The following is a 15224-nucleotide window of genomic DNA, read 5'->3' as shown; positions in this document are numbered from 1 at the left end:
TTTAATGAGTATTTACGATGTTATCAATAAAAGAAAAAATGACCATTTTAATGGTGTCGATGCTTTGCTTTACCAAAGTATCCTATTCTGTAGAGTTCAATACAGATATACTTGATAGCACAGATAAAGCTAATATTGACGTATCAAGGTTTAAAAACCCAAATTTTATTCTTCCTGGGACTTACTTTTTCAATATAATTATTAATAGTACTCAATTAACTCAATCCGCTGCCCCTATTAAAATTATAGGCAATGATAACGATGATTCTGTGAGTGATATCTGTATTGATAAAAACTATATTAATAGTTTAGGTCTTAAAGAAAAATATATAAAAGAGCTGACCTATTGGAATAATGGAGAATGTATTGATTTCTTGCCTTTGAAAGGTGTTAGTGTTACTCCAAATTTACCTGAGGGAACCGTAACTCTAAATATACCTCAATTATATTTAGAGTATATGGACGTGAACTGGCTACCTAAAACCCTTTGGGATGAGGGTATTAGCGGGTTATTATTAGATTATAATGCCAACTATCAATATAGCGATAATGACAGCTTAAAAAACCAAATTGCATCGATCAGTGGATATATTGGTGCTAATATGGGAGCTTGGCGCCTACGTAGCGAATATTATGGTAACTATCAAAAACAAGAGTCTAATAGCCAAACATCGACAATTCGCAACTTCTTATTTAATACTATTTATTTATATCGAAATATTAAAGCATTAGATGCTAAATTAGTTATCGGTGAAAGCACAACACCATCACAAATACTAGAACCTTTTAGATTTACAGGGTTATCTTTATTTACAAACGACTCAATGTTACCTCCTAGACTAAGAGGATATGCACCTGAAATTACAGGAATAGCTAAAACCAATTCTCGTGTGGTTATTACTCAATTAGGAAGGGTAATATATGATGGCAATGTACCTGCTGGTCCATTTAAAATTCAATCATTGAATAGTGGTACTCGTGGTGAATTACTCGTAAAAGTTATTGAGCAAGACGGATCTGAACAACAATTTATTGTTAATAGTTCTAATGTGCCTTATTTAACCCGCCCTGGGACTACTCGATATAATGTAACTGTAGGGCAACCTGTTAAACGAGACCATTCAGTATACCGAGGTGTATTTTTCTTCAGGGGAGAAGCTTCACATGGCTTAAATAATAATTGGTCATTAAACGCTGCTTCAGATATAAGCCAAGGTTATCAACAAGTTTCAGTAGGCTTTGGGCGATTTATGAATCAATTTGGTGCGTTATCTTTAAATGTAGCTCGCTCTTTTGCTCAGTTAGATCACGATAGCCCATCAGGTAACTCATATAGTATTAATTACTCTAAAACTTTTGATGCTTACGATATGGATCTAACTTTTGCAGGGTATCGCTTTACTGATAGAAAATTTTATACCATGTCTCAATATTTAGATTTAAGAAATGATAAATTTATTGATAATGAAAAAGAACGCTATCAAATAAGTCTTTCAAAGCGTCTAGGTGAGTTTAATATAAATTTAAATTATCAATTACAACAATATTGGGATCGAGGACAAACACACCAATATGGTCTAAATATAGGTAAGAGCGTTAATATTCCTTATTTAAATTTACAAGGAGGAAGTATAACGCTATCAGCAAATAGAAGTTACTATCAAAATAAATATGATGACCAAATTAGCTTGATGCTTTCAGTTCCATTTGGTAAGCAGTTCTACACTTTTGATACAATGAAATATAATGATACCTATAATTCGCGGGTTTCTGTGTCTACCTTAACTGAGGATAATGATTACTATAACTTAAGTGCATCAACGAGCTATGGTAAGGATGCTAAAAAGCAAAGTACGTTAGCAGGTATGTATGATTTATCAACTCGTTACGCGTCTTTAAATAGTAATATTTCAATCTCAGATAAAGGCGATTCTAGCTTAGGTATGGGGTTAAATGGTGGCGTAACATTAACACAGCATGGTGTTGCTTTACATAGCTCATCATATTCATCTGCGGCTAGGTTAATGATAGATACAAATAATATCGCTGATGTTCCTTTAAATAATGGTACAACAGTAACAAATGGAATAGGCATAGGCGTTATTCCAAATATGACTAGCTATTACAAAAATAGCTATAATGTTGATATGAGTAAACTACCAGATAATATTGAGTCATCAAATACGATATATGACATCGCATTAACAGAAGGTGCAATTGGATACAGAAAAATAAGTACCGATAAGGGATTCAAATTATTTGCAACTATTAAAATGGCAGATAATTCTGGTTCTCCTCCATTTGGTGCTCAAGTACTGAATGAAAAAGGTAGAGAAGTAGGGATAATTAGCGATAATGGATTAGTATGGTTAACAGCTGTTCAATCTGAAGAAAATTTAAATATTAATTGGTCTAATAAAAATCAGTGCAATACAACATTACCCAATCTAGATAATGCAAACCAAATTATTTTAATTTGTAAAAAGTAGAGAATTTTATGAAAAACAAATTTTTATTAATTCCGCTATTATTGATAGCACAAAACAGCATAGCGGCAGTATCTCTTGATAGAACAAGAGCAATAGTTGAGGGTGATTCTACTCCTGTAATTATTAATATCGAAAACCAGAGTGATACTTTACCGTATTTAGCTCAAGCTTGGATTGACGATAAAGATGGAAATAAAATTACAACAGGACCATTAATTGCAACACCGTTAGTTCAGCGCTTAGAGCCGAATATAAAAAGTATGATTAGAATTTCAACTACGGATGTATCTAAATTACCTAAAGATAGAGAGTCTATTTATTATTTTAATTTAAGAGAGATACCACCGAAAAGTGATAAGCCAAACGTAATGCAAGTTGCATTACAATCAAGAATTAAATTATTTTATCGCCCAACATCTATTTTAGATAAAGCAAAAACTGATTGGGCCTTAGATCTAGAACTGAATACAGTAAATGATGGGTATATTATTAAAAATACCTCTCCATTTTATTTAACAGTCATTGGATTAGCTGGTGATAAAAATAAATCTGAAAACGGTGCATTTGACTCATTTATGATTGACCCTTTTGGAAGTCATCAAGTTAAAACTACACACTTCCAGAAACCATACTTAACCTATATAAATGATTACGGTGGTAGGCCAACAGTTTCCTTTAACTGCAAATCATCAGTATGCAAAGCTGATAGCCAACAATAGCCAGTTATAAAATGAGGGTACAATGAAATATTTTCCTGTAGTATTTTTCTCACTTTTTATTTCATTAAGCAGTGTAGCTAACCAATATGATGAAAATCGTTATTTTCCATCACATGATGCAACATCAGCTAACAATATGGATGGTTTAAGTGGGGAACTTCATTTTAAAGTAGGATTAATGTACTCTCCGTGCGTTATTTTGGATGATGAATATCATAATGGTATTTTTTTAATTGAACTAGAACAATGTTTAGTAAACAATCAAAATATAAAAATTCCTTTACAAGCTAAGGCTAGATTGCTCGAAAAAAACAGCATAATAACTACAGCATATGATATTAATCATCCACTTTATTCTGGTAAAAATATACTTTATATACAAACTAAAAATACTAAAAGTAGCTCAGCTATCATGGAGTTAAATTATGATTAAAATCATATTTTCTATATTAATTATTATTATGGCTCCTATTGCTTTTTCGAGCGATTTGCTTATTAATTTCAATGGAAATCTAGTTGATAAAAAATGTGAAATTAAACAATCAGAGATTACCATTCAATTTATTCCTTATTCACTAGGTTATATTGAAGTTAGCGGTAACATTTCAGATAAAAAACCATTAAAAATTGAATTTGAAAACTGTACGCCTACCATGATGGATAAAATAATAAAAATTTCATTATCTTCTACAAATATATATACACAAAATGGAATTGATTATTTAACGACACAAGGAGGCACAGGACTAATCGTTGGTCTTGAGAGCCTTAGTGGCGAACTAATTTCGTTCAATCAACCTCTTGAAGTTAGAGTAAGTTCAGAAAATAAAGCAGAGTTAGTACTGAATACATATCTAAAAAAAGGTGACTTTGCTAAACCTGGTACCGTACATGGAACTGCAAGCATTATGGTAAATTATAACTAATAATAGGAATTTATATAATGAAAATAAGAAAAGCGTTATTATTCTTATTACTCTTTTCTGGGGTAGCAACTGCTGCTGATTTTAATAATGGCCGTGCTGATGTCCTAATTAATATTACAGCAACTATAGTTGCTCCGGTTTGCACTATTTTAGGTGAAAATAATGAATCACCTTTATTTGTGAATTTTGATAATGTTGACTTCTCTGAAGTTGAAAATGGAACAGCCTATAAGGATATTCAGTTAAAATATAACTGTACAGGAAGTTCAGTTCCAGCTAATAAAGTTATGAACTTATATTTATATCCAACCAGATATGGTGTCTATACACAAGTAGGTAATAACGTATTACGAACATCAATGAATGGACTGGGTATCTCTTTAACCAAGAGTAATACTAATCTTGATTTAAATAAGTGGATCCCTTTTGGTCGTAATGATCTACAAGGTTCATTTATCCTTCGAGCTTCGTTGATTACCCCTAATAAATCACTATTAACCGAAGGTAGCTTCGATAGTACTGTTGCTATCTTAATGAGTTATTTATAACTTGGACTATATTTTATGATGAAACCCGCTTTTTATTTATTACCTGTTTCGCTACTAGCTATTTCAAGTCTTAGCTTCGCAGCAGGTGATCCAGATGACTGGACTGTCATGGGGTATAGTGGTACTCAATTTACAGCAAATACGACTTGGACTGGCGCTAACTTTAATGGTGTTAATTTAACATTGATTGCGATGCTAAATAGTTCAGGTGGTAAAATGACTGAGTATGCATGGGGGCCCCGTGCATGTCCTCCATATGGTAATACCCCTGGTTCAACTAACGAGCAATTTGTAATCGCACCAAATGAAGCAGAGTATATCGACCCCATTACCAATGAAAAATTTACTTTTCGAATTGTATTACCCAATTCATTAGGTACAGTTTCTGGATATCCAAACACACAATACGCAAAGATTGGTCAAAGTACAGGTAATGTAGGCCGCGCGACGTGCTCGGGAGTACCGTATACCCCACGAGCATTTAATGGGCAAACACCTATTACGTTAATGAGTAATACCAATCTACCGATTAGAAATACGCCACATGAAATTAAAGTAAAGACGACATTATTTGGTGTCAGAAACGCACAAGTACCATCTAAATGGCTAAGCTCTGTTGCACTTATTCAACCTAAAAACTCTGCTGAACTTACTTTTTATGTAAAAGTTGTCAATACATGTCGTGTAGATAAGACCCAACTAGATTTTAATTTTGGCGCTTTACCACAAGCAGTAGCCGAGGGAATAAATCAAACTAAAAATATAACTGTTAGCTGTGTTTATCCTGGGAATATTAAAGTAACTTATCAGCCATCAAAACCTATCGATAGTGCAAATCCAACTCGTACAAGTTTAGATTTAGGTAGTGTGGCATCTGGCTGGTACGGTGAATTATCCGTTGATGGCCAAAAACAATTAACCACAACGCTTCAAAGTATTACGAGTAAAACATTAGATATAGGGGTAACCTTAGGAAAAAGTCGCGCTAATACATCTTTTGGTAATATCAGTGGTGGTGGCGTACTAATTTTTGAATATATTTAATAAATACATCCTAATCAGTAAGTTTTTTATAAATACCTTACTGACTAGGATATAAAAACAATTATAGATTCACACTACCAAACCACTTGTCTAAACTGTCTATGATTGAAACCTTTTTAGCATATTAGATTTACTATCACCATCTAGGCCATTCACATTTTCTGAGCCATTTTTTAGTTTCAGCAGGGTCAATTCCATCCACTATCAATTCCATCCACTAATAGCTTTTTGGCTTCATCCCGTTTTTTCGCACATCAGCGAGTGAAACTAGTGGCAAGATCCTATCAAATGCCACATTTGAAAAATAAGTGGCTCATAACAAATTTATTAATGAAAAGTGTCAATCATTTCAGATTAATCTTTTTTATGTCGAATTCATCAAATTATTTCATGCTTTCCCTGCTCCTTCACCACCCTTAATGTTAGCTTAACTCAAATATATCACATTTGATTTGGCGGAGCTTTAGGTTTGGTTATCCAGCGTAGCCATGAAAAACCGCAAAAGGACATTCAATGAGCTTGATAGATTCGGTTAAACGTACGTTTTACTCCCATAATCGTTATCACTTAAAAATACAAGATTGCCAAGTTGCGCTGGATGTTGAGCATTTTATCGGCCGAGAAGCGATTAGTGAAACCTACCGTTATCAAATTACGTTTACTTCACCCACACAAAATCTCCAAGCACAACAGTTTCTTCGCCGCACAGCCCACTTTACTTTTTCATCTCCTACCATCCCATTGGTCGCTTTAAATACATTGAATGAGCCGCAAAAGCGTGTTCATGGGGTGATCACCCATTTTAAACGGCTTTCCGGTTCTGCCGATGAAGCCCAATACCAAATTGTCATAGAACCGTTTGTCTCTCTGCTACGCCACCAAATGCGCTCTCACCGTTTTTTCCTCAATAAATCCGTGCCGGAAGTCATTGACCTCATTTTGCGTGAGCATCAGATGCAGGGCTGGGAATTTGAATTTAACTTGCAGCGTCAATACCCCAAGCGGGAACAAATCAACCATCTTAATCTCATGATCAACTACACTGTAGTGGCATAGTTTTCATGAGACCCATTCATTTTTCATAGACAAAACTCTCCCTATTTCATAGAAATATATCAAGGGAGAGTGAGCAGTATAATATATTATTTGTCTATCACTGAACCTATACTCAAATTCTAAAATTTACTTAGTAATTTCCAAACCCAAACGCCCCCACATGCCCTACCCTATTCGCATCCAAATAATCAGCCCACCATTGCACCATCAATCGCCGCTCCTCAATATGCTCAGCCTTATGAATATAAGCAGCTCTTACTGAGTTGCGTTCTTGGTGGCTCATCTGCCTTTCTACTGCATCCTTCGACCATAATCCTGACTCAATCAACGAACTACATGCCATCGTTCTGAAACCATGACCACACACTTCCGTTTTAGTGTCATAGCCCATCACACGTAATGCATTATTCACTGTGTTTTCACTCATGGGTTTTCTCGGGTTATGATCGCCGATAAAGATCAGCTCGTGGTTACCGCTGAATTGATAGATCTGCTTTAAGATCTCAATAGCTTGTCGGCTTAAAGGAACTAAATGAGGAGTACGCATTTTTGATCCGCGATGAGAGTGCTTAACTCCTTCTATCGCTTCGCGTTCAGCAGGGATCGTCCACATGGCATTATCAAAATCGATTTCATCCCAACGAGCGAAACGTAATTCACTGGAACGAATAAAGACTAATAAGGTGAGTTTGACTGCAAGTTTAGTTAAAGGCCTTCCCTTATAATCATCGATGCGTTGTAAGAACTCAGGGAGGCGTTTAAGCTCTAATGCGGCTCTGTGAACTCGTTTACCCGTGGCAACTGCGCCAGCCATATCTTGCGCTGGGTTATAGTCGATTAAACCGCTTTGTACTGCATAACGCATAATAGCAGTCACACGTTGTTGTAAACGTGCTGCCACCTCGAGACGTCCAGACATCTCTACGGCTTTAATCGGTTCGAGGAGATCGCGAGTTTTTAGTTCGGCAATATTGCGTTTACCAATAGCAGCAAAAATATTGTCTTCTAGGCTTTTGAGGACTCGATGGCTATGTCCTTCTGACCATTTCTTATTCGTTGCGTGCCAATCGCGAGCAACCTTCTCAAAGGTATTGAATTCCTTTTGCTGTTCTTCTTTTACTTCTTTGCGTTTCTCGCTTGGATCAAATCCATTAGCAATTAACTTTCTGGCGGCATCTCTTTTCTCTCTGGCTTCTGCGAGTGAGATTTCAGGATAGATACCCAGAGCTAACATTTTTTGCTTACCGCCAAAGCGGTACTGCAAACGCCAATATTTTGAGCCGTTGGTATGTACCATCAAGTGCATACCATCACCATCGGTCAATTTATACGATTTATCCAAAGGCTTGGCAGCCCTGGCTTTAGCATCAGTAAGAGCCATGATTTATCTCCTTCTGTTGGTACAAACTATTATCGAATCGAGAGATACCAACACATATACCAACAGCAGGTACTTGATATGGGTTGACCTTAGTATACTTGGGAAGACTGAAAAGCGGGGAAAAGCCTTGTAAACTTAAGATTTCAGATACAAAAAAAGACGTCGGTTGACGTCTCTTGATGTTCTTATGGTGCCGAAGGCCGGACTCGAACCGGCACACCCGAAGGCGGTTGATTTTGAATCAACTGCGTCTACCAATTCCGCCACTCCGGCACTGAAGTGATGTGTTTCTTGGAAAACGCTGCCATTATACTTGCCTTGTGTCTACTGGCAACACTTATTCGTGCAAGGAGCGATTGTTCGATTAAAAATAAAGCATATTGAACAATAATATCGTGTGCGAGTAGGAAAGCTTCTTTTGTTTATATATTCATTTATGGGTATGTTAGTTTTTTGCTAATTATTTTTATCGTATCCATGCTTGGGTGGCTAGCGATAGCCTATTATTTTTGTTAGTTTAACCGCAATCTAGTGCAATGTTGAAAGGCTTTATCATGGGTTTTGTTGGGTGGATAGCAACAGGTATCTTTATTGGCATCTTAATTGGTGTGGTGATGAAGATTTTCGCTAAGAAAAAATAAGATTGGCTGAAAAGCCACTTACAAACAATCATATCGGCTGGCTCCAAACATGAAGAAATCATTTCTAAAAATTCTGTCTGTATCTGCGTTGTCCCTTGCTTTAATGGCATGTTCAACCAAGACAGAGAAAACACCTAAGTTTTTACAAGGTAATGATGTTGAATCCTCAGATTGGCAGGTTTTTGAGGGAGATAGAAGGACTTACGAGCGCGTCGCTAAGATTGTCGATTTATATGCTAATCGTATTTTTAATGAAAGTGATGCGCGAGGTATGGCGATTATTGTTATCGATAATAACCAAACGTTATCTCGTTATTATGGGGAAACTGCACCGGGTAATGGAAAAAAACCTGGCCCAAATTCATTAATTCGCATAGCATCAATTACCAAATTAATGACAAGCGAAATATTAATTAAGCTTGAACAAGACAAAAAACTGCTAATTACAGACCCACTACAACAGTATGCTTATCAAGGTGTTACCGTGCCTGATAACGCCAGTGGGCAGCCAATTCGCTTATATCATCTTGCTAGCCACACCAGTGGTTTGCCGCGTGAACAACCTGGTGGGAAATGGGGTCGCCCTGTGTTTATTTGGCCGACACAAGATAACCGCTGGACATGGCTAAAAACAGGCAAGTTAGATGCAACACCAGGAACAGAAGCCTCCTATTCCAACCTTGCTTACGACTTATTAGCTGACGCGATGATAAAAGCCACTGGACAGCCATACCCGCAATTATTTAGCCACTATGTCACCTCACCTGCAAAAATGACAGAAACCACCTATACCCCAAGTAATGCGCAATGCGCCCGTTTAATGGAAGGGACTAAACCAAGTCCTTGTCATAACACCCTTGCGGCGGCTGGCAGTGGCGGTGTGTACTCAACCCCTGCGGATATGCAAAAGTGGATGCAACAGTTTTTATCCACTGATACTAACCTGCGTAAAGCTACAGCTGCGCGAGAACAGGGTATTTATTTCCCTCGTGAAAAGCTGTTAGAAATTAAAGGAATGGATGTTGCGGGTCATGCTGATGGGTTAGGCCTTGGTTGGGTGTATATGAAACCGAAAAATGGCATTCCTGGCATTTACCAAAAAACAGGTGGTGGTGGTGGGTTTAATACCTATATGGCGATGATTCCACAACAAAATATTGGGGTCTTTGTGGTGATGACGCGCAAGGATAGCAGTAAATTTAGTAAGTTAACTATTGGCGTCAATGACCTGGTCGCATCCCTCTCATCTAACCATGCGTATGGAAAACATTGAAAGGGTACCGTCGACGCTTTGCAGGCAATGGCGAGCTATACCCCTACCCTAAAACGCGGGTTTACCCGAGTTCTCACGTTAATTGCAACAACAGCCTGAGCCATTCAGGCTGTTTTTCCTTTCAGCGTTTTGTATAATACCTCGTCCAATCTAAACGATATTCTTAAAACCTCTTCGGCCACAAAAGACAGGATTTAAGATGAAAATCGCATCTTTTTTATTACCTCATGTACTCCGCCCCAGCGCCACTAAGCAAGGAAACGTCTCTGAATTAGCGCAGCAGCTCAGAAAGATCTGCAATCACCAAATGGCTTTTCCTGCCCCTAAGAAACCCACTAGTATCGAAATAGACCTTAACCAATTAAATTGTCATCAATTAAAAACATATAAAATTAAGCTGGAAGACACTAAAGAATATAAGCAATTGGTCAGTGATACACGCCAACAAGTACAGAAAGAATTTGCAAAAAAAGAGTGGGAAAATGCCTATCGTATACAGCAATCCTACACAGCCAATGGTGGTATTTTCTCTTATGCGCAGCAATTAGCCAATAGAAGCGGTTCGAACGTTATTGGCGTTAAAGGGGAATATATCAGGGCAACGGAAGGAAATAAGCAGCAATACATCTTGTTTCGGCCACAAACTAAATTACTCGAACTCATCAGCAACTTGGGTAATTATTTTCTGAGTAAATGGCAATAAAAGAAAAAGGCTGTGAAATCCGAAGACCCACAGCCTTTTATCAATAACAAAACGATTATTTTCGTTTGACTAATAAGACAATACTGACAATTAAGAACAGTAAACTTGGCAAGATAGCAGCAATAATGGGTGGAACCGAATAGACAAGGCTCCAGTTACCAAACCCTTGGTTTAGCACGTAAAATAAGAAACCGCCGACAATCCCCGATACGACTCGCACACCCATGGGTACGGTACGTAATGGCCCAAAAATAAAGGAAACCGCCATTAACATCATGACCGCCGCAGACAATGGAGCTAAGATTTTTTTCCACAAACTCAGCTCATATACCGCCGCCACTTGGCCGCTCTCTTTAAGGTATGAGACGTATTGATACAGTCCGCGGATTGATAACGAATCCGCATTCAGAGAGACAATTCCCAGTTTTTCAGGGGTCAGATTCGTTTTCCAATCAACACTAAGTCGTTGTGAACCTGTGATTTTTTTCTCACTGCTTAAAATTGACTCATCCACTTGAGATAACACCCACTGCTGATTAGCGGTATCATACTCACCACTTGAAGCAAACATCACCGATTTTAATTTTTGTTGTTCATCAAAGCGATAAACAGAGATGTCTTGGATCGATGTTGAATTGTTAATGCGCTGAATATGGATGAAGTCACGACCATCTTTCGCCCACATTCCTTCATCTGTCACGACTAACGAGTTACCGACAATTTTTTCTGCACGGTAATTTCGCGCCCATTGCTCACCCGCGGGCGCAACCCACTCGCCAATAAACATCGCGACAATCACCAGAGGAATAGCCGTTTTCATGACAGACAAGGCGATTTGCAAGCGTGTAAAACCCGAGGCTTGCATAACGACTAACTCACTACGCGAGGCCAATGCGCCAAGTCCCATTAAAGCACCTAGTAACGCAGCCATCGGAAAGAAAATGTCGATGTCTTTTGGTACGGTCAAGAGGGTGAACACCCCTGCACTCAACGCAGTGTAATCACCATCACCGACTTTGCGAAGCTGCTCGACAAATTTAATGATCCCAGACAGCGAAACCAATAAAAATAGCGTCACCAAAATGGAATTTAGGATGGTTCGCCCGATATATCTATCTAAAACTCCAAACATCAAGCTGCCCCTTTACTCAATTTAAGACGCATACGGCGCATTGGGACTGTATTCCACGTATTGAGGATCACCGCCAAGACCAAGTAGCCTAAATTCACCGCCCACATAGTATAACGCGGGTCAATATCACCCTTATCTGCACTATTACGTAAGGTACTTTGCAGCAAGAAGAAAATTAAATACAGCAACATTGCAGGCAACATACTGAGCACGCGCCCTTGACGCGGGTTCACTTCACTTAATGGCACCACCATCAAGGCCATGACCACCACAGAGAAAACAATCGTCAAGCGCCAGTGAAACTCTGCATTGACTTCTGGGGTATTTTCCTCCCACAGTTGCAGCATATTTTTTTGCTCAACACGGTCATTACGTGTTTCACCTGATTGATGATCCACAATTGCTTGATAATTCACAAAATCTGTAATACGAAAATCTCGCAGCAATGCCGTTCCTTCGTAGCGAGTTCCTTCATTAAGAACAACCACTTGGCGACCGTCTGGATCTTCTTTCATATAGCCGCTATCTGCCACGACAACTGAAGGGCGCTGTTCGTTCGCCGCACGTAACTGGGCGAGGAAAACATTTTTAAAGTTGCTTCCTTTAACATCACCAATATACAGCACATAGTTGCCATCTTTTGTGGTTTTAAATTGCCCTTCCACCATTGCCGCAAGCCCTGGATTTGCTTTTGCATCCGCAAGCACTTGTTCTTGATATTGCGATGACCATGGCAACATCCATGTAATATTGGCAATCGCGACCATGGCGGTGATCGCGGCAAGAACTAACGCGGCTTTAATTAACACACTTTTGCCCAAGCCACAGGCATGCATCACCGTAATTTCGCTTTCAGTGTAAAGTTTACTGTATGTCATCAATAGCCCAAGAAATAGGCTTAAAGGCAAGATAAGCTGCGCCATTTCAGGCACACCTAACCCCAACAAAGGAAGTACTAAGTTTGAGGGAATATTGCCCTGAACAGCTGCGCCCAGAATGTCTATCGACTTCTGGCTAAAAAAGATTAGCATCAATACAAAAAGTATGGCTAACTGACTTTTCAGGGTTTCCCGTACCAAATATCTAATAATGATCACGCTTATTACGCCTGTGAAAACTTGTCTTTTGGGAAGAAAATGGCTAAGTTCGTTAAATGTCTGCCATTTACTAACATATACTCTGGTTTATTGTATGGCTAGAATGATATAAAAGCATTCTCTATACTGATTGAAATATCAGAACATGCTTAATATTCGTGAAACCAGATATACTTGCCATACTTCACGTTGTTTCGCGATAAACAGCATACAACGTGAGTTATTTCGCGTATAGATGGTTAGTTTAACATAAAGAGTTTATTCTCTATGAGGTAGATCATGCGAAACGCTAATTTTAGCGGGAGCATCGGCCTTTGTCTTTAAGATTCAGGAGAACGCATGGAGTTTAGTGTAAAAAGTGGTAGCCCGGAGAAACAACGCAGCGCATGTATCGTTGTCGGTGTCTTTGAACCACGCCGTCTGTCCCCAATTGCTGAACAGTTGGACAAAATCAGTGACGGATATATCAGCGCCCTGCTGCGCCGTGGCGAACTTGAAGGTAAAGTAGGTCAATCCCTGCTACTCCATCATGTGCCTAACGTTCTGTCTGAACGCATTCTACTTATCGGTTGCGGTAAAGAACGCGAGTTAGACGAGCGCCAATTTAAACAAATTATTCAGAAAACAATTAGTACTCTGAATGAAACAGGCTCAATGGAAGCTGTGTGCTTCCTAACTGAATTACATGTAAAAGGCCGCAATAACTACTGGAAAGTCCGTCAAGCCGTCGAAACTGCAAAAGAATCGCTGTATGTGTTTGATCAACTGAAAAGTAATAAAACAGAACATCGCCGTCCACTGCGTAAATTGGTGTTTAATGTACCAACTCGCCGTGAACTGACCAGCGGTGAGCGTGCAATTTCTCACGGTCTGGCTATCGCCTCGGGTGTTAAAGCCGCTAAAGACTTGAGCAATATGCCGCCAAACATCTGTAATGCGGGTTATTTAGCGTCTCAAGCACGCCAATTAGCAGACCTTTCAGACAGCAAACTGACCACTCGCGTGATCGGTGAAGAACAAATGAAAGAATTGGGTATGAATGCCTATCTCGCAGTGGGTCAAGGTTCACAGAATGAATCCCTGATGTCCATCATGGAGTATAAAGGCAATCCAGACCCAGAGAGCAAACCAATCGTTCTGTTAGGCAAAGGCTTAACCTTTGACTCAGGCGGTATTTCAATCAAACCTGCCGATGGCATGGATGAAATGAAATACGATATGTGTGGTGCCGCGTCTGTTTACGGTGTGATGCGCTTTATCACTGAGTTACAGTTGCCTATCAACGTGATTGGGGTACTGGCTGGCTGTGAAAACATGCCAGGTGGCCGTGCTTATCGCCCTGGTGATATTCTCACAACCATGTCAGGCCAAACAGTTGAGGTGTTAAATACCGATGCGGAAGGTCGTTTAGTGTTATGTGATGCGCTGACCTACGTTGAGCGTTTTGACCCAGAATTGGTTATCGATATCGCAACCCTAACAGGTGCGTGTGTGATTGCTTTAGGTAGCCACTACACCGGTTTGATGTCGAATCATAATCCTCTGGCGCATGAGCTGTTAAATGCCTCTGAGCAAGCAGGTGACAGAGCATGGCGCTTACCGTTAGCGGATGAGTATTTTGACCAAATCACGCCGAACTTTGCGGATTTAGCGAATACGGGTGGGCGTCCAGCGGGTGCGATCACTGCGGGCTGCTTCCTATCTCGTTTTGCGACCAAATATAACTGGGCGCACCTCGATATCGCAGGAACAGCATGGCGTTCAGGCGCAGCGAAAGGGGCAACAGGTCGCCCTGTTTCCATGTTAGCGCAGTTCTTATTGAACCGTGCTGGCTTAAATGGTGACGAATAATCCCGTTTAGGTGAAATCGCTGTACTTCGTCCATAAAAATATCCCGATGAGCAATAGCGATTCGGGATATTGTTTTTTTGGTTTTCGCTACACGCATAAAGCCATTTTGAGGCAGCCACAAAAAAGGATATAATTCAGCATAGATATCATCTTGCGCTAGGCGACTTAAAAAGTGTCGCCAACACCCCTACAAATTTAAGTATGGCATTTTTAGCTATACCCTAAATAATTGAATTTGTAGGTAGGCGGCAAGGGCTTGAGGCCTTAGGTGCAGACAAAAGACTGTGACTAAGGCGAAAGCGCGAAGCCAACACCCCTACAAATTTAAGTATGGCATTTTTAGCTATACCCTAAATAATTGAAT

The 15224-nt window shown here is 39.2% G+C and carries 12 protein-coding genes, 1 tRNA gene and 1 pseudogene; 10 read left to right on the top strand and 4 right to left on the bottom strand.

The genetic code is table 11. From position 1 onward, the window contains the following. The first annotated feature begins 17 nt into the window (after positions 1–17). The 7 genes and pseudogenes from AABS66_RS06340 to AABS66_RS06310 form a co-directional block, all read left to right on the top strand. Positions 18–2489, top strand: coding sequence for a fimbria/pilus outer membrane usher protein (locus AABS66_RS06340; RefSeq protein ID WP_349421941.1), 2472 nt, complete (start codon positions 18–20; stop codon positions 2487–2489). 8 nt (positions 2490–2497) lie between these two features. Then, positions 2498–3208, top strand: a complete 711-nt coding sequence (locus AABS66_RS06335; RefSeq protein WP_349421940.1) for a fimbrial biogenesis chaperone — start codon at positions 2498–2500, stop codon at positions 3206–3208. A gap of 22 nt (positions 3209–3230) precedes the next feature. Beyond that, positions 3231–3641 carry a hypothetical protein gene (locus AABS66_RS06330; RefSeq protein WP_349421939.1) on the top strand — a complete coding sequence of 137 codons (411 nt, stop codon included), beginning with the start codon at positions 3231–3233 and terminating at the stop codon, positions 3639–3641. Then, entirely contained in the window at positions 3634–4134 is a 501-nt protein-coding gene (locus AABS66_RS06325; protein WP_349421938.1) for a fimbrial protein, read from the top strand. The genes AABS66_RS06330 and AABS66_RS06325 overlap by 8 nt, the downstream gene beginning before the upstream one ends. A 17-nt stretch (positions 4135–4151) precedes the next feature. Further along, the gene (locus tag AABS66_RS06320; RefSeq protein ID WP_349421937.1) at positions 4152–4682 is read left to right on the top strand and encodes a fimbrial protein; all 531 of its coding nucleotides are present in this window, start codon (positions 4152–4154) and stop codon (positions 4680–4682) included. A gap of 15 nt (positions 4683–4697) precedes the next feature. Further along, a complete protein-coding gene (locus AABS66_RS06315) occupies positions 4698–5726 on the top strand; it encodes a hypothetical protein (protein ID WP_349421936.1) in 1029 nt (342 codons plus the stop codon). 513 nt (positions 5727–6239) lie between these two features. Then, a pseudogene (locus AABS66_RS06310) lies at positions 6240–6752 on the top strand (contractile injection system protein, VgrG/Pvc8 family); the annotation flags it as partial. 160 nt (positions 6753–6912) lie between these two features. Here AABS66_RS06310 and AABS66_RS06305 read toward each other — a convergent pair. Both AABS66_RS06305 and AABS66_RS06300 read right to left on the bottom strand, forming a co-directional pair. Further along, positions 6913–8163 carry a tyrosine-type recombinase/integrase gene (locus AABS66_RS06305; protein WP_430224700.1) on the bottom strand — a complete coding sequence of 417 codons (1251 nt, stop codon included), beginning with the start codon at positions 8161–8163 and terminating at the stop codon, positions 6913–6915. A 188-nt stretch (positions 8164–8351) separates the two neighbouring features. Beyond that, positions 8352–8436: transfer RNA gene (locus AABS66_RS06300), tRNA-Leu, on the bottom strand. Between the two features lie 417 nt (positions 8437–8853). Between AABS66_RS06300 and ampH the strand changes: the two genes are divergently transcribed. Together ampH and AABS66_RS06290 are read left to right on the top strand one after the other, a co-directional pair. Beyond that, positions 8854–10077, top strand: coding sequence for a D-alanyl-D-alanine-carboxypeptidase/endopeptidase AmpH (ampH, locus tag AABS66_RS06295; protein WP_206083283.1), 1224 nt, complete (start codon positions 8854–8856; stop codon positions 10075–10077). A 199-nt stretch (positions 10078–10276) separates the two neighbouring features. Next, positions 10277–10780 (top strand): hypothetical protein, encoded by a 504-nt coding sequence (locus tag AABS66_RS06290; RefSeq protein ID WP_430224699.1) that lies wholly within the window; start codon positions 10277–10279, stop codon positions 10778–10780. Positions 10781–10835: 55 nt separating this feature from the next. Here the strand turns inward: AABS66_RS06290 and lptG are convergent, their stop codons facing one another. After that, on the bottom strand, positions 10836–11912 hold the full coding sequence (gene lptG / locus AABS66_RS06285; RefSeq protein ID WP_206083281.1) for an LPS export ABC transporter permease LptG: 1077 nt from the start codon (positions 11910–11912) through the stop codon (positions 10836–10838). Next, complete coding sequence (gene lptF, locus AABS66_RS06280; protein WP_206083280.1) at positions 11912–13009, bottom strand: LPS export ABC transporter permease LptF; 1098 nt, start codon at positions 13007–13009, stop codon at positions 11912–11914. The genes lptG and lptF overlap by 1 nt, the downstream gene beginning before the upstream one ends. Before the next feature lie 339 nt (positions 13010–13348). Here lptF and pepA point away from each other — a divergent pair, with 339 nt between their 5' ends. Next, complete coding sequence (pepA, locus tag AABS66_RS06275; protein WP_206083278.1) at positions 13349–14860, top strand: leucyl aminopeptidase; 1512 nt, start codon at positions 13349–13351, stop codon at positions 14858–14860. The last annotated feature ends 364 nt before the right edge of the window (positions 14861–15224 follow it).

This window comes from Providencia sp. SP181, from assembly GCF_050446505.1.
Lineage (GTDB): Bacteria > Pseudomonadota > Gammaproteobacteria > Enterobacterales > Enterobacteriaceae > Providencia > Providencia vermicola.
Note: the sequence above shows the minus strand (reverse complement) of the source record. Positions and strands in the feature narration are given on the sequence as shown.